General features: G+C 47.7%; 34 protein-coding genes. 20 read left to right on the forward strand and 14 right to left on the reverse strand.

The features are described 5' to 3' along the window. The first annotated feature begins 18 nt into the window (after positions 1-18). Genes nifX through HO274_RS13255 form a run of 5 tightly spaced genes read left to right on the forward strand, consistent with a single transcriptional unit; the run spans position 19 to position 1,697 of the window. On the forward strand, positions 19-429 hold the full coding sequence (gene nifX / locus HO274_RS13235) for a nitrogen fixation protein NifX (protein ID WP_062188565.1): 411 nt from the start codon (positions 19-21) through the stop codon (positions 427-429). After that, positions 422-589, forward strand: coding sequence for a hypothetical protein (locus HO274_RS13240; RefSeq protein ID WP_156472730.1), 168 nt, complete (start codon positions 422-424; stop codon positions 587-589). The genes nifX and HO274_RS13240 overlap by 8 nt, the downstream gene beginning before the upstream one ends. 1 nt (position 590) lies before the next feature. Continuing rightward, positions 591-896 (forward strand): ferredoxin III, nif-specific, encoded by a 306-nt coding sequence (gene fdxB / locus HO274_RS13245; protein WP_062188564.1) that lies wholly within the window; start codon positions 591-593, stop codon positions 894-896. Between the two features lie 24 nt (positions 897-920). Further along, entirely contained in the window at positions 921-1,280 is a 360-nt protein-coding gene (locus HO274_RS13250; RefSeq protein ID WP_273120384.1) for a nitrogen fixation protein NifQ, read from the forward strand. 54 nt (positions 1,281-1,334) lie between these two features. Next, complete coding sequence (locus HO274_RS13255; protein ID WP_197456463.1) at positions 1,335-1,697, forward strand: ribonuclease HepT family protein; 363 nt, start codon at positions 1,335-1,337, stop codon at positions 1,695-1,697. Positions 1,698-1,738: 41 nt separating this feature from the next. On the opposite strand, the gene HO274_RS13260 is transcribed toward HO274_RS13255, so the two are convergent. The 9 genes from HO274_RS13260 to nifW are packed head-to-tail and all read right to left on the reverse strand — an operon-like array spanning position 1,739 to position 7,411. After that, positions 1,739-2,125: a group II truncated hemoglobin gene (locus HO274_RS13260; protein WP_062188247.1), complete on the reverse strand. Its 387-nt coding sequence runs from the start codon at positions 2,123-2,125 to the stop codon at positions 1,739-1,741. Next, positions 2,100-2,582 (reverse strand): tetratricopeptide repeat protein, encoded by a 483-nt coding sequence (locus HO274_RS13265; protein ID WP_156472668.1) that lies wholly within the window; start codon positions 2,580-2,582, stop codon positions 2,100-2,102. Before HO274_RS13265 ends, HO274_RS13260 begins: the two co-directional genes overlap by 26 nt. Then, positions 2,579-3,145, reverse strand: coding sequence for a hypothetical protein (locus tag HO274_RS13270; RefSeq protein ID WP_062188246.1), 567 nt, complete (start codon positions 3,143-3,145; stop codon positions 2,579-2,581). The genes HO274_RS13265 and HO274_RS13270 overlap by 4 nt, the downstream gene beginning before the upstream one ends. A 21-nt stretch (positions 3,146-3,166) precedes the next feature. Beyond that, positions 3,167-3,493 carry a (2Fe-2S) ferredoxin domain-containing protein gene (locus HO274_RS13670; RefSeq protein WP_082783402.1) on the reverse strand — a complete coding sequence of 109 codons (327 nt, stop codon included), beginning with the start codon at positions 3,491-3,493 and terminating at the stop codon, positions 3,167-3,169. Between the two features lie 23 nt (positions 3,494-3,516). Next, positions 3,517-3,804 carry a ferredoxin family protein gene (locus HO274_RS13675; protein WP_062188244.1) on the reverse strand — a complete coding sequence of 96 codons (288 nt, stop codon included), beginning with the start codon at positions 3,802-3,804 and terminating at the stop codon, positions 3,517-3,519. Further along, positions 3,801-5,099 carry an FAD-dependent monooxygenase gene (locus HO274_RS13275; protein ID WP_273120388.1) on the reverse strand — a complete coding sequence of 433 codons (1,299 nt, stop codon included), beginning with the start codon at positions 5,097-5,099 and terminating at the stop codon, positions 3,801-3,803. Before HO274_RS13275 ends, HO274_RS13675 begins: the two co-directional genes overlap by 4 nt. Positions 5,100-5,111: 12 nt before the next feature. After that, positions 5,112-6,200: an electron transfer flavoprotein subunit alpha/FixB family protein gene (locus tag HO274_RS13280; protein WP_062188242.1), complete on the reverse strand. Its 1,089-nt coding sequence runs from the start codon at positions 6,198-6,200 to the stop codon at positions 5,112-5,114. Between the two features lie 19 nt (positions 6,201-6,219). Further along, entirely contained in the window at positions 6,220-7,065 is an 846-nt protein-coding gene (locus tag HO274_RS13285) for an electron transfer flavoprotein subunit beta/FixA family protein (RefSeq protein ID WP_062188241.1), read from the reverse strand. A 10-nt stretch (positions 7,066-7,075) separates the two neighbouring features. Continuing rightward, entirely contained in the window at positions 7,076-7,411 is a 336-nt protein-coding gene (gene nifW, locus HO274_RS13290; RefSeq protein WP_062188240.1) for a nitrogenase-stabilizing/protective protein NifW, read from the reverse strand. 321 nt (positions 7,412-7,732) lie between these two features. Between nifW and erpA the strand changes: the two genes are divergently transcribed. The 15 genes from erpA (at position 7,733) to HO274_RS13365 (ending at position 19,805) form a co-directional block, all read left to right on the forward strand. Next, positions 7,733-8,065, forward strand: a complete 333-nt coding sequence (gene erpA, locus HO274_RS13295; protein WP_062188239.1) for an iron-sulfur cluster insertion protein ErpA — start codon at positions 7,733-7,735, stop codon at positions 8,063-8,065. A gap of 13 nt (positions 8,066-8,078) precedes the next feature. Next, the gene (locus HO274_RS13300; protein WP_273120394.1) at positions 8,079-8,411 is read left to right on the forward strand and encodes a HesB/IscA family protein; all 333 of its coding nucleotides are present in this window, start codon (positions 8,079-8,081) and stop codon (positions 8,409-8,411) included. Beyond that, entirely contained in the window at positions 8,408-9,844 is a 1,437-nt protein-coding gene (gene sufB, locus HO274_RS13305; protein ID WP_062188237.1) for a Fe-S cluster assembly protein SufB, read from the forward strand. Before HO274_RS13300 ends, sufB begins: the two co-directional genes overlap by 4 nt. Next, positions 9,841-10,593, forward strand: coding sequence for a Fe-S cluster assembly ATPase SufC (sufC, locus tag HO274_RS13310; protein ID WP_062188236.1), 753 nt, complete (start codon positions 9,841-9,843; stop codon positions 10,591-10,593). Before sufB ends, sufC begins: the two co-directional genes overlap by 4 nt. Next, positions 10,590-11,831 (forward strand): Fe-S cluster assembly protein SufD, encoded by a 1,242-nt coding sequence (gene sufD, locus HO274_RS13315; protein ID WP_273120396.1) that lies wholly within the window; start codon positions 10,590-10,592, stop codon positions 11,829-11,831. Before sufC ends, sufD begins: the two co-directional genes overlap by 4 nt. Beyond that, a complete protein-coding gene (locus HO274_RS13320; RefSeq protein WP_273120398.1) occupies positions 11,828-13,042 on the forward strand; it encodes a cysteine desulfurase in 1,215 nt (404 codons plus the stop codon). The genes sufD and HO274_RS13320 overlap by 4 nt, the downstream gene beginning before the upstream one ends. After that, the gene (sufU, locus tag HO274_RS13325) at positions 13,039-13,512 is read left to right on the forward strand and encodes a Fe-S cluster assembly sulfur transfer protein SufU (RefSeq protein ID WP_062188233.1); all 474 of its coding nucleotides are present in this window, start codon (positions 13,039-13,041) and stop codon (positions 13,510-13,512) included. The genes HO274_RS13320 and sufU overlap by 4 nt, the downstream gene beginning before the upstream one ends. Then, positions 13,509-14,048: a NifU family protein gene (locus HO274_RS13330; protein ID WP_197456462.1), complete on the forward strand. Its 540-nt coding sequence runs from the start codon at positions 13,509-13,511 to the stop codon at positions 14,046-14,048. Before sufU ends, HO274_RS13330 begins: the two co-directional genes overlap by 4 nt. A gap of 256 nt (positions 14,049-14,304) precedes the next feature. Beyond that, positions 14,305-15,906: a nif-specific transcriptional activator NifA gene (gene nifA / locus HO274_RS13335; protein ID WP_420537416.1), complete on the forward strand. Its 1,602-nt coding sequence runs from the start codon at positions 14,305-14,307 to the stop codon at positions 15,904-15,906. A gap of 203 nt (positions 15,907-16,109) precedes the next feature. Beyond that, the gene (nifB, locus tag HO274_RS13340) at positions 16,110-17,633 is read left to right on the forward strand and encodes a nitrogenase cofactor biosynthesis protein NifB (protein ID WP_197456460.1); all 1,524 of its coding nucleotides are present in this window, start codon (positions 16,110-16,112) and stop codon (positions 17,631-17,633) included. Between the two features lie 29 nt (positions 17,634-17,662). After that, on the forward strand, positions 17,663-17,887 hold the full coding sequence (locus HO274_RS13345) for a 4Fe-4S binding protein (protein WP_062188229.1): 225 nt from the start codon (positions 17,663-17,665) through the stop codon (positions 17,885-17,887). Positions 17,888-17,895: 8 nt separating this feature from the next. Beyond that, a complete protein-coding gene (locus HO274_RS13350) occupies positions 17,896-18,261 on the forward strand; it encodes a HesB/IscA family protein (RefSeq protein ID WP_273120405.1) in 366 nt (121 codons plus the stop codon). Beyond that, complete coding sequence (locus HO274_RS13355; RefSeq protein WP_062188228.1) at positions 18,262-18,771, forward strand: hypothetical protein; 510 nt, start codon at positions 18,262-18,264, stop codon at positions 18,769-18,771. Continuing rightward, positions 18,761-19,513 (forward strand): 4Fe4S-binding leucine-rich repeat protein, encoded by a 753-nt coding sequence (locus HO274_RS13360; RefSeq protein WP_062188227.1) that lies wholly within the window; start codon positions 18,761-18,763, stop codon positions 19,511-19,513. Before HO274_RS13355 ends, HO274_RS13360 begins: the two co-directional genes overlap by 11 nt. Beyond that, a complete protein-coding gene (locus tag HO274_RS13365) occupies positions 19,500-19,805 on the forward strand; it encodes a nitrogen fixation protein NifZ (protein ID WP_062188226.1) in 306 nt (101 codons plus the stop codon). The genes HO274_RS13360 and HO274_RS13365 overlap by 14 nt, the downstream gene beginning before the upstream one ends. 24 nt (positions 19,806-19,829) lie before the next feature. Here HO274_RS13365 and HO274_RS13370 read toward each other — a convergent pair whose 3' ends face one another. The 5 genes from HO274_RS13370 to HO274_RS13390 are packed head-to-tail and all read right to left on the reverse strand — an operon-like array spanning position 19,830 to position 23,154. Further along, entirely contained in the window at positions 19,830-20,060 is a 231-nt protein-coding gene (locus HO274_RS13370; RefSeq protein ID WP_273120408.1) for an FmdB family zinc ribbon protein, read from the reverse strand. Between the two features lies 1 nt (position 20,061). After that, entirely contained in the window at positions 20,062-20,841 is a 780-nt protein-coding gene (locus tag HO274_RS13375) for an ankyrin repeat domain-containing protein (protein ID WP_062188224.1), read from the reverse strand. 2 nt (positions 20,842-20,843) lie between these two features. Then, on the reverse strand, positions 20,844-22,355 hold the full coding sequence (locus HO274_RS13380; protein ID WP_273120410.1) for a SagB/ThcOx family dehydrogenase: 1,512 nt from the start codon (positions 22,353-22,355) through the stop codon (positions 20,844-20,846). Further along, positions 22,352-22,738 carry an ArsC/Spx/MgsR family protein gene (locus HO274_RS13385; protein ID WP_273120412.1) on the reverse strand — a complete coding sequence of 129 codons (387 nt, stop codon included), beginning with the start codon at positions 22,736-22,738 and terminating at the stop codon, positions 22,352-22,354. The genes HO274_RS13380 and HO274_RS13385 overlap by 4 nt, the downstream gene beginning before the upstream one ends. Continuing rightward, entirely contained in the window at positions 22,738-23,154 is a 417-nt protein-coding gene (locus HO274_RS13390) for a response regulator (RefSeq protein WP_197456458.1), read from the reverse strand. Before HO274_RS13390 ends, HO274_RS13385 begins: the two co-directional genes overlap by 1 nt. Positions 23,155-23,454 lie beyond the last annotated feature (300 nt).

Below are 23,454 nucleotides of genomic sequence, written 5' to 3' on the forward strand. Positions count from 1 at the left end.
TCATTGCAAGGAGGCAGTATGAAAGTTGCGTTTGCTACCCAGGATCTGAAAAGAGTTGATGCCCACTTCGGATGGGCAAAAAACATTGTGATTTACGAGGTGAATCCTGAGGGAAGTGAATTTCTCGAAGCGATCCAGTTTGATGGAGACCTGCAGGAAGACGGGAATGAAGACAAGCTTGCGCCAAAAATCGAGATGATCAAGGATTGCGCCATTCTCTATGTTGCAGCAATTGGGGGTTCAGGGGCGGCCAGGGTGGTGGCCCATAAGATTCATCCGATCAAGGTTCATCAGCCTGAGGAAATTTCAGATCTGTTGCAGAAACTGTCGGATGTTTTAAAAGGTACTCCGCCGCCCTGGCTGCGAAAAGTCATGATGAAGGGAAAGCAAAGAGATATTGATTTCGAAGAGGAGGTTGAAAATGGTTGATCTTACTCAATTTACAGCGGATATGTATGATGTCCTGCACTGGATGTTCCTCCGGACAGCGGATGACGTGGAACAATTATTGAAACCATTTGATACATTTGGTGGGTTCCTGGATCAGGAAATCGACAAGACGAAAATTATCAGGGCAGGGAGGAATTGACATGAGCGATATTACCGTCACCATGCCGGATGGTCGTACTTGGGTTCCAAAGTTCGTCAAAACGATCAATCAGGAAAAATGCATAGGATGTGGTCGCTGCTTTAAAGTTTGTGGTCGCGAGGTGTTACAACTGGTGGGTATTGATCATGAAGGCGAAATCGTGAGCATTGCGAGCGATGAGGAAGATGATGACGAGTATGAAAAAAAGGTCATGACCATCGCCAATCAGATGAATTGCGTGGGCTGTGAAGCGTGCTCAAAAATTTGCCCCAAGAAGTGCTACACTCATGAACCCATGACGGCATGAGAATTGGAACTCTCTACCAAAATCGTGAAGATTGCAGCAGCCAGAGTCGATGAATATGATGATTTGCTGGCTCTGCTGCTCATGCACAAGAGTAGCGATGAGGCAGAGAGTTATGCCCATGAAATGGCTTTGGCCTGTTTTGGAAACGATCATCTTTGGCAGGACATGGGTCTGCCAGACAGGAATGCCTTGAGCGATATTTTCAGGGATCATTTCAACCCGCTGTTTCTCAAAAATAGTTCCAATATGAAATGGAAAAAGTTTCTCTACAAGCAGTTTTGTGACATGCTGGATGTCAAGGTATGTCGTGCTCCCAGTTGCAGTGTTTGTCAGGATTATGACAATTGTTTCGGGCCAGAAATTCTGGGGACAAGGTCGATGTAACAGCGCCAACCCACAGGCGAATTCCTATCTCCCAATAATTTACGGATGCTTTCTATGTTGGATGCCGCAATGCTGATGTCGTTGGATGAGGTTTGCACGAATGTGCTGATTCTGGCCGAGGGATTGGAAAAGGATGAGTTTCTATCCAGTCGATTGACACGTGCAGAAGTCAAACATCAGATTTTAACCATGACCGGCCTGGCTAAAAATATCTCCCCTTCGATCTGTAACATGATGCCGGAACTGGATTGGGCAGGGTTTGAAGTCTTGACAGTCCAGATTGGTCAGGGAGGGAGCGCTGAAAATGAGGCGCTCTGGTTTGCCATCACCTCATTGATTCCCGCTACCCTGATGTGGTTGAGAGTCTACAAAAAAGATAATCCAACTTTGTTTTCTTTCCAGCCCAAGGCATTATAAAACTGGAACATAATGACACATTGGGGGAATTATGGAATTGACTATTTTTTATTTCGCAGAAAATCGGCTGTTTTTGAAAATGAACCTATCAGTTGCTGCTTGAGTTCTTCGTCGAGACCGCATTGTTCCAGGGCTTGATGCATGCATCCCATCCACTGATCCCGTTCCTCATCTCCGATGGGAAAAGGAAGGTGACGTTGCCTAAGCCGAGGATGTCCATACGCTTCAATATAGAGTGGTGGTCCGCCCAACCAGCCAGATAAAAACATGAACAGTTTTTCTTTCGAAGAACTGAGATCTTCGGGATGCAACTGGCGAATTCGGGTTGCCATGGGATCGGTATCCATGATGTGGTAAAACGCTTCAACCAGTTTTCTGATACCCGGTTCCCCTCCTAGGTTTTCATAGTGAGGATTTATAGTTTCCATGGGCCCCCTTGGCAATGTCGCTGATGACAGAAGCACCAACCTTGTCTCCCTGATCCAATTCCAGCAACTTGTTCAGGACCGATAGGCAACCTGTCTCATTCCCCTGGCGAAGTCGGATGAAGGCCAATGCTTTGAGGCTGAAGAGATAGAAATGAGCACTACTATTTCCCCAGTCGGTTGAATTTCTATCGAGAGTTTCCCAGTTTGGATTGAATCCTCCCTGGGAAGCTGCTTCCAACAGGGAATTCTGGACGACTTTTTCAGCATCGTCCAGTCGTTTCTTGTAAAAGTAAAACTTGTAGAGCGAAAAATGGACGGGAAGACTTTTGGGAGACCGCCTGAGCGCCTCAACCAGTGAGGCCTCCGCTTTATCCGTTTCGCCATAACGACTCATCGCCTCCTCAAGAAGTTCGGCAATATCCGGAGTCGTTTCGCCGCCATACAGAACTCGACTCATACAGGCCTATTTTCAGGAATTCTTACGGGTCCCATGACTGCCAGACCTTCTTCAAAAGTAATCGTTTTGAATTTACCGACAAACTTGGCAGCAGCATTGGCTACGGCGTCAATCTTCTCTCCTGAACCCAGTTTTTTAAGATTCCCTCGGTCCAGATTGAAGCATTCGAGCAATTCGTTCCAGACGGTGGCTTCATCCAGCGGTAGGATATAAAAACTAAAACCGTCGAGTTCAATGAAGTATTTTTGTGATATATCAATGTTTCCTGCAAAGACAAAATATTTTCCCTGTGCATCCAGATAAGGTTTCAACATGTTGACGATCAGGGAAAGATGAGCCAAGGAGTCCACATGACAGCCTAGAAAATAGATTTTTTGAGAATCAGCCGAGAGAATGACCTGATCCGCCATAATTTCCGGTGGACGAGCTTCATCGGCAAATTTTTCGGCTTCTTTGAGTACCAGATTACCGCGAAATCCATAAGTTTCTGGTTTCCCGGTTTTTCCAGAAAAAACTGGGGAAAGAAGTTTTTTTTCCTGTTCGAGTGTAGTGATGAGTGTCATATTTTCTCTTTGATTTTTAGGTTAGTTCCAAATGTCCTTAGGGGCAAGGAGGCGTTCCACAGGTTGGTCGCCGAGTAAATGGCTGTCAAATATTTCACCAATATCCCCTGGGCTGACTTTACTGTAGAGGGTTCCTTCAGGATAAACCAGGACGTTGGGTCCTTGATCGCAAGGGCCGATGCAGCCCGAATAAGTGATGGCAATGACTTCGTACAGGTTTCTTTTCTGTAACTCTTGCCAGAATGCCTGTAAAAGTTCTGTCCCGCCATTTTTGCTACAGGAACCTCGTGGATGTCCTGGAGGGCGGGATTGATTACAAACGAAAACATGCTTTCTGGGTCTTGGCATGATAAATGATCCTTGTTGTTAATTTAACCGAATTTAAAGAGAATACCGTAGCCACCTCGGGGGTAATTCCAATCAACATTCTGGAATTCCGAACAGATAATCCGACAGGTTCCACATTCGAGACAGCCATCCGTAATGAGAACGATTTTTCCATTCCCCTCCTGGGTATAACAACCAGCCGGACAACAGACGGTACAGGACACCGTTTTACAATCGTTCTGACAGGTGTCTGGATTCTTGATCGTGATATGGGGATGCCCTGCATCCACCTTGTAACGATTCTGAAATAGTTTGTTTTCTACCTTGATCATTCGAAGGCCCTCCACATTTTGAATGCATCGCCGATCAGTCCGAAGAGCGAGCGTTTATTAAGAAAACTGCGGCGGATCTCAAGTTCTTTGGTTTTTTTATCGACACCATCCACGGTAAGCATGGAATGCGCGGCTCGATTGACCAATTCCGGATAGGTCGTGAAAAACTGGTGATTCTTATGCAATATTCCCGGCATATCCTTATATTTTTTCAGATCTTTCAGTACAAAACTGTCATCGAGTTTTTCGCGGTAGAGTGAAAGGTTAGCCTCGGTCATTTCTTTATTCTGTTTTATGAGTTCAATCACTGTCTCGGCTGCAAGACGACCGGAGGTCATGGCGAGGTTGGAACCCTCACGGTGAACCGCATTGACGAACATGGCGGCGTCTCCCACCATCATCCAGCCATCGCCATAGATTTTGGGGATAGCCTTATAACCGCCTTCGGGAATGAGGTGGGCGGTATACTCCTTCATTTCGCTTCCGGCCAGCAGTGGCTTGATGGCAGGATGGGCTTTCATCTGTTCAAGCAACAAATAAGGCGTTGTTTCCTGCTGTCTGAAATCCGAAAGCATGCATCCGACACCAATCGTTATGGATTCTTTGTTAGTGTAGAGAAATCCTGTACCCACCATGCCTTGGGTGATTTTCCCCGCCATTTCAATGACGACCCCTTCTTCCTCGTCAATATTGAAGCGTTCTTCGATGATATTCTGCGGCAGGAAATGGATTTCCTTAACGGCCAGAGCCACATCCTTGGCATTGAGTTCAGGGTGGAATCCGGCTTTTTTGGCAAGGAGGGAGTTCACCCCATCGGCCAGGATAACGATGTCAGCATAAATTGCACCGCCTTCCCGGTCTGTTTGTATACCAATGACCCGATTTTTATCAAGGAGTAAATTGGATACCGTGGTTTCACAGATCAGCAGGGCCCCGGCTTCCTGTACCTTTTTGGAAAACCATTTATCAAATTGAGCTCGAATGATGGTATAGCGGTTGTAAGGTGGTTTATTGAACTCGGCCGATCGATAAGTACTGCCGACATAGGATTCGTCATCCAGGATCCACATCTGCTGTTCAATGATATGACGTTCCAGAGGAGCATCCTCCCTGAAATCCGGAAGGATTCGCTCCAAGGCGTCTGAGTATAAAATAGCCCCCTGTACATTCTTGGATCCGGGATATTCTCCGCGTTCGATCTGCAGAACCTTGAGGCCTGACTTGGCCAGTGTGTAGGCGGCGGCATTTCCAGAGGGACCTGCGCCGACAACGATTGCGTCAAATTTTTCCGCCATGGTGAATCCTCCTCAACCGGCCATTCGGGATGTGGACAGATGCTGTCTGAACGCATCAGTCAGTGCTGGGACAATAACCATGGCATTACCGACAATGCCATAAGTCGCAAAATCAAAAATCGGCGCATTTGGATCGGAGTTGATAGCAATAATTACATCGGAGTCTTCCATGCCAACCCTATGCTGAATGGCTCCTGAAATACCGGCCGCAATATAAAGTTTTGGTCTGACTGTTTTTCCAGACTGTCCCACCTGACGATCTGCTTCGACCCATCCGGCTTGCACAACAGGTCGGGTAGCACCAACCTCGGCCCCCAGCACTTTGGCAAGATCCCATATTCTTTGAAAATTTTCCTGTTTTTTCATCCCCCGTCCGCCGGAAACGATAATGTCAGCAAAGGCAAGTTGGGGTTTTCCCTGTACGTTGTCAGGAATGTATTCCAGGACCTTGGTGATGATGGCTGTTTCGATCATGCCCAAGGGATGTTCGACGATTTTACCGGTCCTGGATTCATCCCGAGGGGGCATTGCCATTACCCGTGGACGCACCGTGGCCATCTGTGGACGGTAATTGAGTGTGACAATGGTGCAAAGCAGGCTGCCGCCGAAAGTGGGTCGGGTGGCTGCCAAACTTCGATTATCCATGTCAATCGCCAGTTCCGTGCAGTCTGCAGTCAAACCCGTCTTCAATGTCGTCGCTACGCTACCTGCAAGATCACGCCCAAGGGTCGTGGCTCCAATCAAAAGAATTTCTGGTTGCCATGCATTGACCAGATCCGTCAGTCCTTTGGTAAAGGGTTCATTCCGGTAATCTTTTAGAACTTCGTCTTTGATCAGGTAGCACAAATCTGCGCCATAATGCATCGCCTGATGGCAGAATTTTTGTACGTCTTCTCCTGGTGCGCCCATAACAATGCCAGCAAGTTCAACCCCCAGTTTGTCAGCGAGTTTTCGGCCTTCTCCCATCAGTTCCCAGGATACCGGATGAACTTGACCCCGTTCATGTTCAACGAAAACCCAGACTCCCTTGTACAGTGCAAGTTTTGGATCGAGTTCAACCTTCTTTCTGGTGGGTTTTCTAGGTTCTGTGACTTCACTCATGATTTTTCCTCACAGCAGATCAGGGAGCATTTTTGGCAATGTCTTGTGCCAAGTCAGGCTTTTTCGTAAATAATTTGGCCAGTAAGGTCACTGCCAGGTCTTTGGGTTGATTGCTTTCTGTATCGATGATTTCCGCTTTCACTGCCTTTGGAGACGGAGCGAATACTTTACTGACGATGGTGGGTGAACCCTTGAGCCCAATTTTGGTCAGGTCTTCGATTCCAGCACTTTCCTTGTTCCAGACTTTGAGTGGGTGGCGTGCTGCCCTGAACATGTTGTTCATGGTGGCAAAGCGCATTTCGTTGGTACCTTCCAACACGGTGACCAGGCAGGGAAGTTTGGTTTTCAGAACCTGTACGCCACCTTCGGCACGTCTCTCAACGGTGATGGTTCCATGGTCTATTTCCAGTTCCCTGATTTTTGAAATGTAGGTGAGCAACCTCATATCCAATCTTTTGGCGATGCCTGGCCCCACTTGGGCCGTATCGCCATCAATGGTTTGCTTCCCTGCAAATACGAGATCCACCGGAATATCCTTCTGGATTTGACGGATGGCTGACGCCAAGGCGTAACTGGTGGCCAAAGTGTCAGAACCCGCAAAGGCACGATCCGTTACCAGAATGGCTTCGTCTGCCCCGAATGAAATGGCTTTACGCAGAGCCGTCTCTGCTTGTGGAGGACCCATTGACAGCACTGTGATTCGACCGCCATATCGATCCTTGAGTCGCAAAGCCTCTTCCAGAGAATATAAATCATAGGGATTGACGATTGCAGGGACGCCCTGTCGCATGATGGTATTTGTAACCGGGTGGACACGAATCTGGGCGCTATCCGGAACTTGTTTAATGCAAACGACGATATGCATGATATCGCTCCTATGAGCGCTGCTGCGAAGGCAAGGTGGTTTTGAGGGAAGTTAGTCCGACACTTTGCCCTTCTTGGTCACGGAATACCTTGAAAACTTTTTCCTGGGCTGGCGTCGACTTGACAAAATCTTCATAGGATCGTTTCAAAAGATCGCGGCAGACAATTCGTAAGGCCTCGTCCTCCATCTGGTTGGTGCCCGGCGTAGCGCGCAGGTACTGATTGAATCGCTTCAAGATGTGGAGGCGATTCACATGCACCACGGATTGATCATATTCAACTGAAAAAAAATCCAAAAATTCTTCAGCCGATGACAATGCGCTTAACTTTTGAGTAAAAATTGTCATTGCAACTCCCGTCCATTGAAGATTCTTGCACCGACATTGCCTGTTCTGGAATGCCCTCGCCCAAATTCATTAGCAATTGCCGTGCCAATTAAAATAATGATTTATAATCAAATGATTAAAGTTTTTCATGAGTGATTTTGGCGAAGGTGTTGTCACGATTGTATGGTTTTCAACAAATTGCTGTGAGCCCCAGCATTTGTTGACTGGGGCGTCATAAAGCAGACAATCCAAAAATTATTAATATTAATTTAATCAATAAGTTGAATTCTGGTACGGGAATTGCTTTGTTCTACCCTGTCAACTCACTTGAAAGGACAGACCATGTTAGATCCCGTCATATTTACAGAAGGTGCCGCTGATAAGGTCAGAGAAATTCTGGTCGAAGAAGGAAATCTGAATTTGAAGTTGAGAGTTTATGTCACGGGGGGCGGATGTTCCGGGCTCCAGTATGGATTTTCCTTCGAGGAATCTATGGCCGAGGATGATACGGTGGTCACCAGAAATGGGGTGAACATGGTGATTGATCCGACGAGTTTTCAGTATTTGAATGGAGCTGAAATTGACTTCATGGAAGATCTGGAGGGCTCGCGCTTCATTATTAAAAATCCTAATGCCACGACTACTTGTGGATGTGGCAGTTCATTTTCCATTTGAGGGAGTTGATCTCATGACAGTCATGATGACGGAAAGTGCGGCGCGCCATGTGCAGGTCAAGTCTGGCGCAGTGGGTGGGATTGGCTTGCGCTTGGGCGTTAAACAGGCCGGTTGTACCGGTTTGGCCTATGTCTTCGATATTGCCAGAGAAATTGGGGAAGCTGATAGCGTCTTCGAAAGTTTTGGGGTGAAACTGGTTATCGATCAAAGGAGTCTTCCTTATCTGAATGGATCGCAACTGGATTATGTGCGGGAGGGATTGAGTCAGGTGTTCAAGGTCAATAATCCCAACATCAAGGCGAGTTGTGGCTGTGGAGAAAGTTTTTCTGTTGAGGAGAAACCATGAATACGACTTTGCAGCAACTGGTGAATCAACCCTATCGTCATGGTTTCGTAACAGATATCGAAACTGAAGTTGTTCCCAAGGGCTTGAATGAAGCTGTGATTCGGATGATTTCCGCTAAAAAAGGTGAACCTGAATGGTTGCTGGACTTTCGTCTGGCGAGTTACCAGCGTTGGTTGACGATGGAAGATCCTTCTTGGGCCAAGGTTAGTCATGCACCCATTGACTTTCAAGAGATTATTTATTTTGCGCAGCCCAAGCCTAAAAAACAGCTCGGCAGCATGGACGAAGTGGATCCTGAATTAAGAAAAACCTTCGAAAAATTGGGGGTGCCGTTGCACGAGCAAAAAGTGATGACGGGCGTGGCGGTGGATGTCATTTTTGACAGTGTTTCGGTGACGACGACCTACAAAGCAAAATTGGCTGAGGTGGGAATCATTTTTTGCTCACTTTCGGAGGCAGTCAAGGATCATCCGGAATTGGTGAAAAAGTATCTGGGAAGCGTGGTTCCTCCCGCCGATAATTATTATGCGGCTTTGAATTCTGCAGTTTTTACGGAAGGATCTTTCTGTTTTATTCCCAAGGGGACAAAATGTCCCATGGACCTGTCCACCTACTTTCGGATCAATACCGAGGGCTCGGGTCAGTTTGAGCGAACCTTGATTATCGCGGAAGAAGGGGCTTCCGTGTCCTATCTGGAGGGGTGCACGGCCCCGCGTTTTGATACCAACCAACTCCATGCGGCGGTGGTTGAACTGGTGGCACTGGACCATGCGGAAATCAAATATTCAACTGTGCAGAATTGGTACGCCGGTGATGAAAATGGAGTCGGTGGTATCTACAATTTTGTTACCAAGCGGGGCATGTGTCGAGGCGTTAATTCAAAAATTTCCTGGACTCAGGTGGAAACGGGTTCTGCAATTACCTGGAAATATCCCAGTTGCATATTGCTTGGAGAAGGTTCGGTTGGAGAGTTCTATTCAGTAGCATTGACCAACCATCGGCAACAGGCGGATACCGGTACGAAAATGGTGCATGTGGGTCGTAACACCAAAAGCACCATTGTTTCCAAGGGGATCTCAGCGGGACGATCGGACAATAGTTACCGTGGATTGGTCAAAATTCTTCCCCATGCCACGGGAGCACGAAACTATTCACAATGCGATTCGATGTTGATTGGCGATGCCTGTAGTGCTAACACCTATCCGACGGTGGAAGTGCGGAACGATACGGCGGTAGTGGAACATGAGGCCTCTACCTCGAAGATTGGTGAGGACCAGATGTTCCTCTTTGCGCAGCGAGGAATTGGGCAAGAAGACGCCATTTCGATGATTATAAACGGATTTTGTCGCGATGTATTCATGCATCTTCCACTTGAGTTTGCAGTGGAAGCCACTAAATTGCTGGGATTGAAACTGGAAGGGAGTGTGGGATGAAACTACTCGAAGTGAAAGGATTGAAAGCAAGCGTAGAAGGGATTCCCATTCTCAAGGGAGTGGACTTGGAAATCGATGCCGGTGAAGTCCATGCCATCATGGGGCTCAATGGTTCCGGTAAAAGTACCCTCTCAAAGGTGCTGGCAGGACACCCTTCCTATCAGGTCACCGGCGGTGAAGTTTTGTTCAACGGACAGGACCTGTTCCAGTTGGCGCCGGAGGAACGGGCACGCGCCGGGCTTTTTCTGGCATTTCAGTATCCTGTGGAAGTGCCCGGAGTGTCGAACAGCGCTTTCCTTAGGTTGGCGTATAACACGATTCAGACCTCAAGGGGGAAAGATGAACTCGATCCGTTGGAGTTTGACGATCTGGTCCAGGAAAGAATCAAGGTGGTCGAAATGGATCCTGCTTTCCTAGATAGAAGCGTCAATGAAGGATTTTCGGGCGGTGAAAAAAAGCGCAACGAGATTTTGCAGATGGCTCTGCTTGATCCGAAACTGGCGATTCTGGATGAAACTGATTCCGGTTTGGATATCGATGCCCTGCGGATCGTGGCCAATGGGGTGAACAGTCTACGCTCGGAACATAATGCCATTGTGATGGTGACCCACTACCAGAGATTATTGAATTACATCGTGCCGGATTTTGTTCATGTGATGGATGCTGGAAGAATCGTCAAGACGGGGGATAAGACATTGGCACTGGAACTGGAAGAACGGGGCTATGATTGGTTGAGGGCTGTGGCATGAAACCCGATGACTGTTTTCAGGGATTGTTAACAGGCACTGCACAACGCGATGCTTTTTCAGCATTGCGGGAACAGGCCGAAGTGCGAGCCAGAACTCTCAAGCTGCCACAGGACAAGCACGATGACTGGCGTTTGACCGGGCTGGAGGCGTTCTACGATCAAGAGTTTTTTCCTGCTGGAAAGGCACTGCAAATTCCCTCCATCGAGGGTTTCATGATTCCAGGTTCATGTCGGATCGTATTTGTGGATGGTTTCTATCATTCGAAATTATCCGATCTTTCTGGTCAGGAAGGAATCAGGGTTTCTCCCCTTGGTCAGGAGGATAAATCACTTCATACCCATTTCGATAAAGGGATGAAGGACTCGGTTTTTGCACAAATCAATGGGAGGAACTTTACAGATTGTGCCTGGGTTCATGTTCAAGGAGAGACACAACAGATCGTCCATGTTCTTCATGTGACGACGGGGCATCAGAAACCGATATCGCTCTATGGGAGAGCCCTGGTGGTGTTGGGAGCAATGGCCAAGGCGACTCTGGTGGAGGAATATACCGGTCCGGATTCTCCTTATCTGGTTAACACCATGACAGAAGTTGTCCTGGGCGAAGGAGCCGATTTGCGTCATATCAGGATTCAGCGTGAAGGCGCTCAAGCGGTACATATGGGTCATGCTCTGGTGTCACTGTCTCGTGGGGCTCACTATGATTCGACGACCTTGGCTTTGGGAGGGAGATTTTCGCGCCACGACCAGCGGATTCTTCATCAGGGAGAGGGAGCTGAAGCACGGCTCGATGGTTTGATTTTGGCAGATGAAAACCAGGTTGCGGACACTCATACCAGAATCGACCATCTTGTGCCTGATTGTCGCAGTTTTCAACAACATAAATGTATTGCAAGTGGAAATTCCACTGCCGTTTTTAGCGGCAATATCGTGGTGCATAGGGGTGCCAGGGGAACGGATACACGACAGTCGAGCCGTAATTTGCTGCTTTCCAACAAAGCCCGGATCGATGCTCAACCGCAGCTTGAAATCATGAATGACGATGTAAGTTGCAAACACGGAGCAACCATGGGAAAACTCGACGCTGAAGAACTTTTTTATTTCATGAGTCGAGGGTTGCAGGAAGCACAGGCTAGAAAATTACTGATCTATGCCTTTGCAGCTGAAATCATGGATCGAATCCCCATTCCAAATCTGGTCCGGTCACTTCGAGAATCGATGGAAGGGAGACTGGTATGAATCCCGAAGCCCTTCGTGCGGATTTTCCCATACTGGATCTGATGGTTAATGGACAGCCTCTGGTATATCTCGATAATGCCGCTTCCAGTCAGATGCCTCAGTCCGTCATTGATCGTCTGATGCGTTACCATAAATCTGAACACGCCAATATTCATCGTGCCGTTCATTACCTCAGTGAAACTGCAACCCGGGAATTCGAAAGTGCCCGGGAGAAAGTCAGGTCTTTTCTCAATGCGCGGGAGTCGCGGGAGATCATCTTTACCCGGGGGACGACGGAGGCCATTAACTTGACCATGCATGGTTATGGTCGAGCATTTCTAAAGGCAGGGGACGAAATCATTCTGTCCGCCCTCGAACATCATTCCAATATCGTGCCCTGGCAAATGTTGGCCCATGAGAAAGGAGTGGTCCTGAAGGTGATTCCAATGGATGATTCCGGGGAGTTGATTCAGGAAGAGTTTTACAAACTTTTTAACTCCAATACTAAGTTGCTGGCGATCACTCATGTGTCCAATGCGTTGGGGACAGTAAATCCGATCAAGGCGATGATTTCCCATGCCCATCAATATGGCGTTCCGGTATTGATCGATGGAGCTCAGGCGGCACCCCACAAAGCCTTGGATGTCCAGGATCTGGATTGTGATTTTTATGCCTTCTCCTCCCATAAACTCTGCGGTCCCACGGGTATTGGGGTGCTCTATGGTAAGGCTGAATTGCTGGAACGGATGCAGCCCTATCAGGGAGGGGGGGATATGATTCTGTCGGTGACCTTTGAAAAAACCGACTATAACGTTATCCCGTACAAATTCGAGGCAGGAACGCCAGCAATCGCAGCGGCCGTGGGGTTAGGTGCTGCTATCGACTATCTGCAGGAGATTGGTCTCGAAAATATAGAACGCTATGAGCATGAGTTGCTGGATTATGCCACTGCCAGGATCAAGGAACTGGACCGGATAAGAATCGTGGGGACGGCAAGAGAAAAAGCGGCAGTTCTATCCTTTGAGATAGAGGGAGTTCATCCCCATGATGTCGGGACGATCCTGAACGATTACGGAATTGCCATCAGAACCGGACATCACTGTGCACAACCGGTGATGCAACGATTCAAGGTACCGGCGACAGCCCGCGCATCCTTTGCTTTTTATAATACCAAAGCCGAGGTTGATCGTCTGATGGAGGGAATCGTCAAGGTACAGGGGATTTTTCAATGAGCGAAATGCGTGTGATGTATCAGGAAGTTATTCTTGATCACAACCGAAAGCCAAGAAATTATGGTCGACTTGAAGGAGCCAATCGACATGCGGATGGTCACAATCCCTTATGTGGAGATTCGATTCATCTGACCATGAATGTGGAGGGCGATTTGATTCAAGCGGTGGCATTCGAGGGAGAGGGGTGCGCCATTTGTAAAGCTTCCGCTTCCATGATGACGGGAGTTGTGAAAGGGTTGACTGTGAGGGAAGCGGAAGAACTGGTTTCGCAGTTCAGAGGAATGACGACAGGGACTCTGGATATGAATGGCGAACATCGGTTGGGTCGTCTCAAGGTATTTGAGGGGATCAAGGATCTGCCATCGCGAGTTAAATGCGCAATTTTGCCTTGGCATACACTTACGGCGGCGATCCATTCTGTGCAGTCCGCCTCCACGGAGGGAAAAGATGACCCGATACAGGAGGGATGATGCCAAAAATTGCTGATATCGAAGATACACCCAACCCTAATGCCATTAAATTCGTGCTCAAGGATCGTCTGGTCTGGGGAAAACCAAAAAATTATGCCAGTCCTGAAGAAGCAGGAGGCGATGAATTGGCCAGCCGGTTGTTCGCTATCCCTCATGTGACCAATGTGTTCTATGCGGATAACTGGATTACAGTGACCCAGGATGGTAATACAGAATGGGCAGATCTGGCCAGAAAGGTGGCGCAACCCATTCGTGAAGCAAGGGCGGCAGAAATGCCTGTGAGGGTGGATTCTGAGCCGGAAAAAGACGATGATCCTCGATTGCTGGCCATAAAACAACTTCTCGACAAGCATATCCGTCCTACTTTGCTTGGGGATGGAGGGGATCTGGAAGTCATGACCCTGTGTGGAAACGTTCTTTGTATTCGTTATTACGGAACTTGTGGAAGTTGTCCGAGCTCTCAGACTGGTACACTGATTGCTATCGAAAATTTGGTGCGAACTATTGAACCGGAAATTGAAGTTGTTTCGGTATGAGGAGGGCGGGAAGCGAAGAATGTGGGCCGAAAGGAATGCCGGGCAATCTGGTATTTAATCTTCTTGACCAAAATACGCGGTCATTAGTCTGAATCAAGCAAGTCTTATTGACATGAGGACATCCTGGTCGACGAAGGACCTTCCCGGATGACCGATGTAAAATATTGGGCATGAAACTTGCTTGAAAACTTGGTGCAAGGTTTTTATTGGAGTACGCATCGAAAAGACTTGATTGGGGATACCTGTGACAAAAGTGATGCGAAAAGAGGGAAACCTCGAACTGGTTACGATCTACGAGATCAGTAAGGTACTCGGTTCGTCTTTGAACCTGCAAAAAACGTTGAGAGAAGTCCTCAATCTTCTGGCATCCCATCTCAGGATGGACCGTTGCATGGTGGCATTGTTGCAGGAGGATAACATCCTGCACGTTATTGGTGCATCGGGGATGACTGAAACAGAGGTCAAGAGAGGATTTTTCAGGATTGGCGAAGGCGTTATGGGGAAAGTAGTGAAGTCGGGGATGACCATTGTCGTTCCAGATATTTCAAAAGAACCCAACTTTCTTCATAAGACAGGACCTCGTACGATTCAGGAAGGCGAGGTCATTTCATTTATCGGGGTTCCTATCAAGGTAGGTCGTGAGTCCATTGGCGTGCTGGGCGTGGATCGCCACCTCAATGGAGAGCCTCAGAATTTCCAGAGTGATTCGAGATTTTTATCGATGGTGGCTAATTTAATCGGACAGACTGTCAGGTTGCACCAAAGTATTTCCAAGGAGAGACAACAACTCCTGATGGAAAAAAGCCGGCTCCAGAAAGAATTGCACGGCAAATACAGTCTCGACAATGTCATCGGGGTCAGCAAATTGATGCAGGAGGTATTTTCCGAGGTGCACCAGGCCGCACCCGGAAAATCAACCATTCTGCTACGGGGCGAGAGTGGGACAGGGAAGGAAGTCATTGCCCGTTCGATCCATTATATGAGCCCCCGAAAAGACAGGCCGTTCATCAAGGTTAATTGTGCAGCACTTTCTGAGACCTTGCTGGAGTCTGAACTTTTTGGTCACGAAAAAGGTTCCTTCACGGGAGCGACTCAGGATCGTAAAGGACGTTTTGAAATGGCTAATGGGGGTACCCTGTTTTTGGATGAAATTGGCGATATTTCTCCCAGTTTTCAGACCAAGTTGCTCAGGGTCCTGCAAGAGCGTGAGTTTGAACGGGTTGGAGGTAATAAACCGATTCAGGTCGATATCCGATTGATTACGGCAACCAATAAGAATCTTGAGCAGGCAGTTTCTAAAGGCGAATTCCGCGCAGATCTGTATTACCGCATTAATGTAGTCAGTATTTTTTTGCCTCCACTTCGAGAGCGGCGCGAAGATATTCCGCTGCTGGTTTCATCTTTTCTTGAAAAATTTAATGTGGAAAACCAAAAAAACCTTTCCTTCTCCACAGACGCCATGAAAATCATGCTTGAGTGCTACTGGCCTGGAAATGTTCGGGAACTCGAGAACTGTGTTGAAAGAACGTTGACCATGACCCGGGGTTCAGTCATCAGGGAGCACGATTTGCCTTGCCAACAAGATAAATGTTTTTCGGTAACGCTACGGAGTTATGTCCAACCGGCTAAACCAGTGATTCCCATCATACCCAGATATGACACTGATATGCCAATGAACGATGATCATTCCGAAACAGAAGTTCCTTCTAAAGAATTTGGCACGGAACGTGATCGATTGATTTGGGCAATGGAACAGTGTGGTTGGGTCCAAGCCAAGGCGGCTCGACTTCTCAAGTTGACCTCTCGTCAAATGGGTTACGCATTACAGAAACATAAAATTGAAATCAAACGATTTTAGTCTGTCAGGCAAATTCCAAGGGTGGCCTGCCTGTAGCGAACCAATGTCGTATTTAGCACAGAATTGACAAGGGTGTAGGGCTGTTGACAATGTGTTTGTATTTGAATTTTAATGGTATTTTTAGTTATTCTGGTTGGCATGTTTGTTGCTAATGACTTTATGTCATTAGAGTAATGAACAGACCGAAAGGTCGGGAGGCAAACATGCATGAACAGAGTCTAAGTGAAGTGCTCCAGGAAGTGGCAGAGCACAAGGGATGTGGGACATCTAGTGAAGGAGGGAAGGCCAGTTGCGGTTCTTCCGATGGTCCGGCAGATATGTCACCGGAAGTTTGGGAAAAGGTCAAGAATCACCCATGCTATAGCGAGGAAGCCCACCATCACTATGCGCGGATGCATGTAGCCGTGGCACCAGCATGCAATATTCAATGTAATTACTGTAACCGAAAGTACGATTGTGCCAACGAGAGTCGGCCTGGTGTTGTCAGTGAAAAGTTGACACCGGAACAGGCTTCCAAAAAAGTTTTGGCCGTGGCTTCCACGATACCGCAAATGACGGTGCTTGGGATTGCAGGTCCTGGCGATCCTTTGGCAAATCCTGATAAGACTTTCAAGACCTTTGAGCTGATTTCCAAGACTGCGCCGGACATCAAGTTGTGTCTTTCAACCAATGGATTATCCCTTCCAGATCATGTTGATACGATAAAATCGTTCAATGTGGATCATGTAACCATCACCATCAATATGGTGGATCCCGAAGTGGGCCAGCATATTTATCCCTGGATATTCTGGAATCATAAGCGAGTGACCGGGATTGAAGCCGCACGAATTTTGACGGAGCGTCAGATGCTTGGCCTGGAAATGCTGACGGCAGCCGGGATTCTGTGCAAGGTGAATTCCGTCATGATCCCCGGAATCAACGACAAGCATCTGGTAGAAGTGAATCGTGCAGTGAAGTCCCGTGGGGCGTTTTTACACAACATCATGCCGCTGATATCGGCACCTGAACATGGCACAGTGTTTGGTTTGAACGGGCAAAGGGGACCTACCGCGCAGGAGTTGAAGTCTCTTCAGGATGCCTGTGAAGGCGAAATGAACATGATGCGACATTGTCGGCAATGTCGGGCGGATGCAGTTGGCTTGCTGGGCGAGGATCGGAGTGCCGAATTCACCACTGAAAAGATCATGGAAATGGAAGTGGACTATGACATCGAAAAACGCCGTGCTTATCAAGAAATTGTTGAACAGGATCGGCAGGAAAAGGTAGCGGCAAGAAACGCAGAAATGGAAGCACTCGAGGAGGAATTCTCATCAGTGAAAATTCTGGTGGCGGTGGCAACCAAGGGAAGCGGACGAATCAACGAGCATTTTGGCCATGCCAATGAATTTCAGGTGTATGAGGTCGGAACCGAAGGAGCCAAGTTTGTGGGTCATCGGCGTGTGGATCTCTATTGCCAGGGTGGCTTTGGAGAAGAAGAGGCTCTGCCGACGGTGATTCGAGCCATTAATGATTGTGTGGCGGTATTTGTTGCAAAAATTGGTGCATGTCCCAAGGATGAGTTGACTGCAGCCGGAATTGAGCCCGTCGACAAGTATGCCCATGAGTTCATAGAACAATCGGTGGTGAGATATTTCAAAGCCTATCTTGGAAGAATCAAGTCGGGAGAGATTGTGCATGTGGACCGGGGAGATGCAGATATTCGTCAGGGTGCGTATGTGGCTGCTTGAGTCAGATTAATTTATAAAAGGAAAACCCTATGTCATACAAAATCATTTCATCACAGTGCACGGCCTGTTCAGCCTGCGAGCCCGAATGTCCCAATGTGGCGATTTATGAGAAGGATGGAACTTTTGTGATCAACTCCAAGAAGTGCACTGAATGTATCGGTTACTTTGACGATGCCCAATGTGTGGCGGTATGTCCAGTGGACAATACCTGTGTGATCGATAATAGTTATCCCCGCTATCAGGCACAGGCATAGGTGAAATCATGAATATTACCGTGACATCCAGCGCCGAAAAATTTATTCGTCAGATGGTACGATTCAATGGGGGAGAAGGGAGTGGTTTCAGGCTATCTGTATCTGCCGGGGGATGCTCTGGCCTATCCTCGGAATTTACTGTGGAACCCGAGCCAAAAACAGGTGACAGTATCGTCATGGCAGGGGGCATAAAACTATTCCTTCCGGCAGAAAGTCGATTATTACTGGATGGCGTTACCATTGATTATCTTGATACGCCCACCAAATCAGGCTTCTCTTTTGTGGATCCGAAGGCCTCTCCCTGTGCCTGTAGCAGCAGTGCCCCCGCAGGGGTAGCGAGTGTGGATATTTCTTCAATCAAAAGGAACGGGTGATTGAATAAGACGGACGAATCCTGGCTTGAGGTTGCCTGTTTGGGAGGGGGGCTTACCGTCGAGGCTGAAAATTACCTTCGTTTGGCAGGCCTTTCCTATGCCGAAGACGATCTGGCCGAATCCTATCTTGAGCGCGCCATGGAAGCGGCCCCTGATCATGCTGCAGTATTGATTGGTTACTATCGTTTTTATTTTTACAAGGGGCGTCTGCTGGATGCACTTGGTATTGCCAGGATATGTCTGGAAAAAGCGGCAAAGGATAATGGCTTGGTGTCTGACTGGCGAAGGGTCAGGGGTAGTGATGCGAATTTTGGCAGTTACGAGGCGATACTTCCTAGATTTTATTTGTTTACGCTCAAGGCCTATGGATACCTCAATCTACGCCTGGGCTGTCTGGATGAAGGAAGAGAAGTCATCATGAAAATCCTGGAACTTGATCCCAGCGACAAGATAGGATCAAAAGTTCTCCTCAATGTGCTTGATCGAATGGGAATGGACGATGAAGACTGAAATCATTGAGACAAAAAATTGGCAGGGCATGGATCTTGATTGTTCCTCCTGTCCCAGTTTTGGAAGCCATTGTCGCCTGATGGAGGCTTGTGTCGAAGATCGTTACGCCAAAAGGATTGATCGATTCTTTGACTGGAATCCGGGGACTGCGAAAAATTATCTGGGACACCCTTATTTTGAAGTGAGGGCAGTTGCTGCAAAGCATGTCGAAGTAGAATTATTGCCACTACTGATGAGTGATCGGGATGAAACCGTGAGATGGAGCGTGGCCTTGCGTTTACCTATTAATTATTTGATTGAAATGCGGTCCGATCCTGATCGTGAGGTGAGAATCAGGGTGGCAGCCAGGCTTGATGAAAGAAACATCGGTTCAATGTTGGATGATCTTGATTATTTTGTCAGACAAATTGTGGCGCGGCGAATGCCTGTTCGATTTTTGACTTTGATGATGAATGATCCAGACCGTGAAGTTAGAAAAATCGTTGCATTACGAATCGGTGATGAATGGCTCGATAAAATGCTCGTGGATGAAGATCCAATGGTGAGATTGGAGGTGGTGCGACGCATTCATCCAACCCGGTTACCGTTGCTGATCGACGATGAAGATTGGCGGGTAAGGTATGAGGTGGCAGAGCGTATAGGGACGGCATATCTGAAGCGTTTTACCCTTGATTTTGATGAGGCAGTGAGGGATATGGCATTGTCTCGACTTGCCCGGGAGGGAAATAATGGCAAAAATTAGTCGGGATAGCGATGTGGTGGAATTGACCGCCCCTCCCTGGTTTGAATATGGACAAAAGGTGCGAGTCATCAAGACGATCAGAAATGATGGGACCTTTCCAGGAAAGGATATTGGGGAGGTTCTGGTCAGGAAGGGAGATATGGGCTATGTGACCAGCATCGGTACTTTTTTGCAACAGTTCTATATTTATGGGGTTGATCTCATCGAGCATGGATATCGGGTGGGACTGCGTGGAAAAGAACTCGAAAAAATCGAGACTTTTTCTGAAACAGAGTCAACCACCGAAATCTGAGGTGTTACGGCCCGGATGGGCCGTTCATTTTTTTGGTTTTTCACTGGTACTGTAGTTGCTGAAATGACCTTCCCTGGCAGCTTGTTTACGCGCACCTGACAGGATTTCTGCCGTAAGGCTTTTGGGGGCAGGTTTTGAAACCAGTTTATTGATACGGGTACTGCCACAGGCAGGACACATCACTTGGGTCGAAGAAAAAACCAGTTTTTCAAAGAGATTGTGGCATTCGCAACATTGATAGTCATAGAGGGGCATGTCAGTCTCCCGTTGAACCGGTTTTGATGAGTTGTACTTTCCTAGAGGAATTCAGCGGCCTTAGCAAATTCAGACATTCCAGACTACTGGCCATATCCAGAGCGGTAAAATCATCGAGATTCATCAGATCGACAGAAGCGCCTGCTTCCAACAGTTTTTTGACCACGGAATCCTTTCCACTTGAAGCGGCATACATGAGGCAGGTCGAGCCGTTGTCATTACGATGATTGATCTCTATTCCGGCTGCGATCAGAAGATCCATGATGTCAATATTTTCGCTGAAACAGGCAAACCAGAGTGCCTGGTTTCCATCACTATTTCTTGCATCGAGTTGAGCACCTGATAGAAGAAGTTCAGCAACCATACCGGTGTTTCCAAGTCGGGCGGCATGCATGAGGGGCGTCATTCCGTTGGAAAAAACCGAATTGGCATGGTCATACCCCTGTTCCTCGAGCCAAATCTGGAGTCGGCTTTTGCAATATACACTTGACCAGCCGTGGTAGCCCCCGTTCAGACTATAAATTTCTAAAAAACCGAAATCCACAAACATTTTTCCTTGAATCAAGCTGGCTTGTCCGTGATAGCAGTAGAAAAGCAAAGGCGTGTCTTTAGGAAGTTGCATGATCAAGTTTTCAAGGGATCTGCCATCCGCATGTACCGCCCTGTCGATATGGCCCTTTTCATAATCGGCCTTACTCCGCAGATCGATGAGGATACCTTTAGGTAATGTGCTGAAATCCTGAATCTGGTCGACACAAATTCGTTGCACGGTTCTTTCCATAGTCATTCTCCTGAATGTAATGAGGAATAGGGCGGGAGAGTCGTGATGCGTGAGTCGAGCAGAGGTTTGCCAACGGTAAAGTGGTATACCGACTGGAGTTCATGGTTGGAAACGCCAAGGAATTCATGGAATGTATCATCAAAAAAACAACCAATTCCGGTGCCTCGCAGCCCTGCCGCTTCAGCTTCAAGATAAAGTATCTGCCCCATCAGGCCTGACTCCCAATGCAATTGACGGTAACGCCAGGGGTTACTCTTCAGGATCGTGAACTCTGCCAGCATTCCTAGGGAAAAACAACTTTCCGAGGCAATCGACTGATGACAACAGAGGGTTTTTGCGGCTTTTCTGCAGTCGGTTTTGGCCAGAAGAATAAGCGGGCCAATTTTTTCCCAGAGAAACTCACTTCTGAAATGGTTCTTTTGTATGGACGGTCCTCTCGGAAGGATATAAATGCCTGGCGCCATTCCTGTGATTCTATGAATAAAAAAAACCGGGTGAACACGGTGTTCAAAGCCCCAGATATCCCAAGGAAGAGTATTTTCCGGAATCAACTTATGCAGCATGGAAAAAAATACATCCTGGCTCATGGTGTAAGAGGCATCAAATTTCTGGGCGCTTCGTCTTCCCAGAATGGTTTTCACTGCCTCCGGCTCCATGCAGAAGGGGCTATCCTGCACCTCAGTATTCCTGAGTGAGGGTAAGGGGGACTGTCTGCGGGTGGATTGGGAAACTTGTTCTATGATCGGCCATGAATACATGGGCGACGAATCAATACGATTGGCTGAACCACTCCAATCGTGATATTCAAGCGCTGGAATTCCACGAATCCCCTGACCAAGATCTGCTTCGAGAAAAAGATCGAATTCTTCGGGTTCGACTCCGATAAAATCGGTCTTTCTCTGAGTTCCCAAAATATCATCTGGAGACTCCACCAAGCCCAGTCTCCAACCCAACAATGCTGCGGCATAGCGAAGTGAACCGAGCGCATGACCCACATCGAGTTGGCAATAACGAAATGCCCTTTCCCCGTATTTCCAGGCCTCACGCCAGTGAATCGAACTCAGACCGATGAATAAGCGAGCGTCACCATGCCAGTCCACTTGACAGCGCTGTTCAAGATGATGGTCCAGACTACGATAGTGATGAAGGCCATTTCCGATTCCTGGAATATTAAGGGCCAGAATGTAACACTCCGTGGGGTGAAGGTTTCCACTCGAAGGGTTGCACCGGAGCGCCCATCTATCTCCCATATATTCTTTCCAGGCTGAGAGCCCCATGGAAAGTTGTAACAAAGATCCCACCGAATCGAGCGAGGCCTCGAAGCATGAATTTTTGCCATACACGGCTTCGAAGGGCATTCTAATTTGTTTGGCCGAGAAGGGAAGAGCGATGGATTTTGATCCGGCAAAAGTCCGAAAAGGATCGGGTTGCATGCTCCAGTCAAGTGTTTCTGGTCCCGCAGCATATTTCTCGAGACGATGTTTTGTTCTCTCATGGTAACTGAGTACAGTCATTTTTGACAGGATTCCGGATCACTGAGGGAGGACTCAAGGCCGATCCATGCATGCAGTTTTTTCTGATCGAATCCCACCTCGCGATGTCCGTCTATGTTCATGAGGGGGCGGCGGATCAGGAGTGGATCGGACAGCATCAGTTCAATGGCTTCAGTAACTGAAACTTTGCTCGGAACCACCTCACCCGATTTGATCCTGGGAGAGGCCGGATTAAAACATTCAATTATCGATTTCGACTGAAAAAAATCCTCCAGCATCTTTGGGGTCCAGGGGTAGGTTAGGATATTGCGGGTGATTAAGGTATGACCTGATGCCTCGAGAAGTTGTTTCTGCCGTGCATTGTTGAGACAACCGTTCTTCTCGAAAAACTCGATGGTTGCCATCAGATAGCCCTTCGCAGTAACTTATCCACCTTGCCACGGACAATTTCAATGGTCAGGGGTTTTGCCACCAGATCCTCAGCACCGGATTTGAGGCAGGTGAGCGCAAGAGGGATATCCTTGGGTTCGCAAACGAGCAAAATTTTAACCCCCGGAATTTTGTCCTTGAGCATGTCAAGAACGGTTATCCCGTGATTTAGAACGATGTCAATGCCCAGAATCAGAAGATCTGGCTTCCAGTCGTTACTTTTCGTCAGGGCCGCTGCAAGGGTGGGAATATCATGGGTTTCATTTTCATCGTGGAGTATGAATTGCAGGGCGGCACGGGTAACTTCATCCGGGTCCACCACAAAAATCCGTTTGTTATCTACGGCCATAGCACTGTCGACTCCAATTTGCATGTCATTGCCCCTTTCCATAGCGATACTCCAGACAAAAGCAATATTCATTCCAATAATGTCATGTTTGTTGATTATAAAAAATATGTGTCAGTGATATCGAGGAAGATTGCTCGGGCGAGAAACTGAGGTTGGTTATGGTTCGGACAGTTATTGTATGCATGATTACCAACAGTCTGTACGCTTTACAACAAGAAGCAGAATCCGAATATTGAGTTCATGAAAATAATTAATTGATATTTATCAGTACGATAAGAAAATTATTTAATCATGGCATGCTCGTTGCTAATCATTGGGTCATGAAGCAAGTTTGCTTTTGAT

It is taken from the genome of Ferrovum myxofaciens, from assembly GCF_013181415.1.
In the GTDB taxonomy this organism is placed as follows: Bacteria; Pseudomonadota; Gammaproteobacteria; order Burkholderiales; family Ferrovaceae; genus Ferrovum; species Ferrovum myxofaciens.

Coding starts and splice junctions, on each gene's coding strand:
- nifX (WP_062188565.1), top strand. CDS start 19: ATGAAAGTTGCGTTTGCTACCCAGGATCTGAAAAGAGTTGATGCCCAC.
- HO274_RS13240 (WP_156472730.1), top strand. CDS start 422: ATGGTTGATCTTACTCAATTTACAGCGGATATGTATGATGTCCTGCAC.
- fdxB (WP_062188564.1), top strand. CDS start 591: ATGAGCGATATTACCGTCACCATGCCGGATGGTCGTACTTGGGTTCCA.
- HO274_RS13255 (WP_197456463.1), top strand. CDS start 1,335: ATGTTGGATGCCGCAATGCTGATGTCGTTGGATGAGGTTTGCACGAAT.
- HO274_RS13260 (WP_062188247.1), bottom strand. CDS start 2,125: ATGGAAACTATAAATCCTCACTATGAAAACCTAGGAGGGGAACCGGGT.
- HO274_RS13265 (WP_156472668.1), bottom strand. CDS start 2,582: ATGAGTCGAGTTCTGTATGGCGGCGAAACGACTCCGGATATTGCCGAA.
- HO274_RS13270 (WP_062188246.1), bottom strand. CDS start 3,145: ATGACACTCATCACTACACTCGAACAGGAAAAAAAACTTCTTTCCCCA.
- HO274_RS13670 (WP_082783402.1), bottom strand. CDS start 3,493: ATGCCAAGACCCAGAAAGCATGTTTTCGTTTGTAATCAATCCCGCCCT.
- HO274_RS13675 (WP_062188244.1), bottom strand. CDS start 3,804: ATGATCAAGGTAGAAAACAAACTATTTCAGAATCGTTACAAGGTGGAT.
- HO274_RS13275 (WP_273120388.1), bottom strand. CDS start 5,099: ATGGCGGAAAAATTTGACGCAATCGTTGTCGGCGCAGGTCCCTCTGGA.
- HO274_RS13280 (WP_062188242.1), bottom strand. CDS start 6,200: ATGAGTGAAGTCACAGAACCTAGAAAACCCACCAGAAAGAAGGTTGAA.
- HO274_RS13285 (WP_062188241.1), bottom strand. CDS start 7,065: ATGCATATCGTCGTTTGCATTAAACAAGTTCCGGATAGCGCCCAGATT.
- nifW (WP_062188240.1), bottom strand. CDS start 7,411: ATGACAATTTTTACTCAAAAGTTAAGCGCATTGTCATCGGCTGAAGAA.
- erpA (WP_062188239.1), top strand. CDS start 7,733: ATGTTAGATCCCGTCATATTTACAGAAGGTGCCGCTGATAAGGTCAGA.
- HO274_RS13300 (WP_273120394.1), top strand. CDS start 8,079: ATGACAGTCATGATGACGGAAAGTGCGGCGCGCCATGTGCAGGTCAAG.
- sufB (WP_062188237.1), top strand. CDS start 8,408: ATGAATACGACTTTGCAGCAACTGGTGAATCAACCCTATCGTCATGGT.
- sufC (WP_062188236.1), top strand. CDS start 9,841: ATGAAACTACTCGAAGTGAAAGGATTGAAAGCAAGCGTAGAAGGGATT.
- sufD (WP_273120396.1), top strand. CDS start 10,590: ATGAAACCCGATGACTGTTTTCAGGGATTGTTAACAGGCACTGCACAA.
- HO274_RS13320 (WP_273120398.1), top strand. CDS start 11,828: ATGAATCCCGAAGCCCTTCGTGCGGATTTTCCCATACTGGATCTGATG.
- sufU (WP_062188233.1), top strand. CDS start 13,039: ATGAGCGAAATGCGTGTGATGTATCAGGAAGTTATTCTTGATCACAAC.
- HO274_RS13330 (WP_197456462.1), top strand. CDS start 13,509: ATGATGCCAAAAATTGCTGATATCGAAGATACACCCAACCCTAATGCC.
- nifA (WP_420537416.1), top strand. CDS start 14,305: ATGCGAAAAGAGGGAAACCTCGAACTGGTTACGATCTACGAGATCAGT.
- nifB (WP_197456460.1), top strand. CDS start 16,110: ATGCATGAACAGAGTCTAAGTGAAGTGCTCCAGGAAGTGGCAGAGCAC.
- HO274_RS13345 (WP_062188229.1), top strand. CDS start 17,663: ATGTCATACAAAATCATTTCATCACAGTGCACGGCCTGTTCAGCCTGC.
- HO274_RS13350 (WP_273120405.1), top strand. CDS start 17,896: ATGAATATTACCGTGACATCCAGCGCCGAAAAATTTATTCGTCAGATG.
- HO274_RS13360 (WP_062188227.1), top strand. CDS start 18,761: ATGAAGACTGAAATCATTGAGACAAAAAATTGGCAGGGCATGGATCTT.
- HO274_RS13365 (WP_062188226.1), top strand. CDS start 19,500: ATGGCAAAAATTAGTCGGGATAGCGATGTGGTGGAATTGACCGCCCCT.
- HO274_RS13370 (WP_273120408.1), bottom strand. CDS start 20,060: ATGCCCCTCTATGACTATCAATGTTGCGAATGCCACAATCTCTTTGAA.
- HO274_RS13375 (WP_062188224.1), bottom strand. CDS start 20,841: ATGGAAAGAACCGTGCAACGAATTTGTGTCGACCAGATTCAGGATTTC.
- HO274_RS13380 (WP_273120410.1), bottom strand. CDS start 22,355: ATGACTGTACTCAGTTACCATGAGAGAACAAAACATCGTCTCGAGAAA.
- HO274_RS13385 (WP_273120412.1), bottom strand. CDS start 22,738: ATGGCAACCATCGAGTTTTTCGAGAAGAACGGTTGTCTCAACAATGCA.
- HO274_RS13390 (WP_197456458.1), bottom strand. CDS start 23,154: ATGGAAAGGGGCAATGACATGCAAATTGGAGTCGACAGTGCTATGGCC.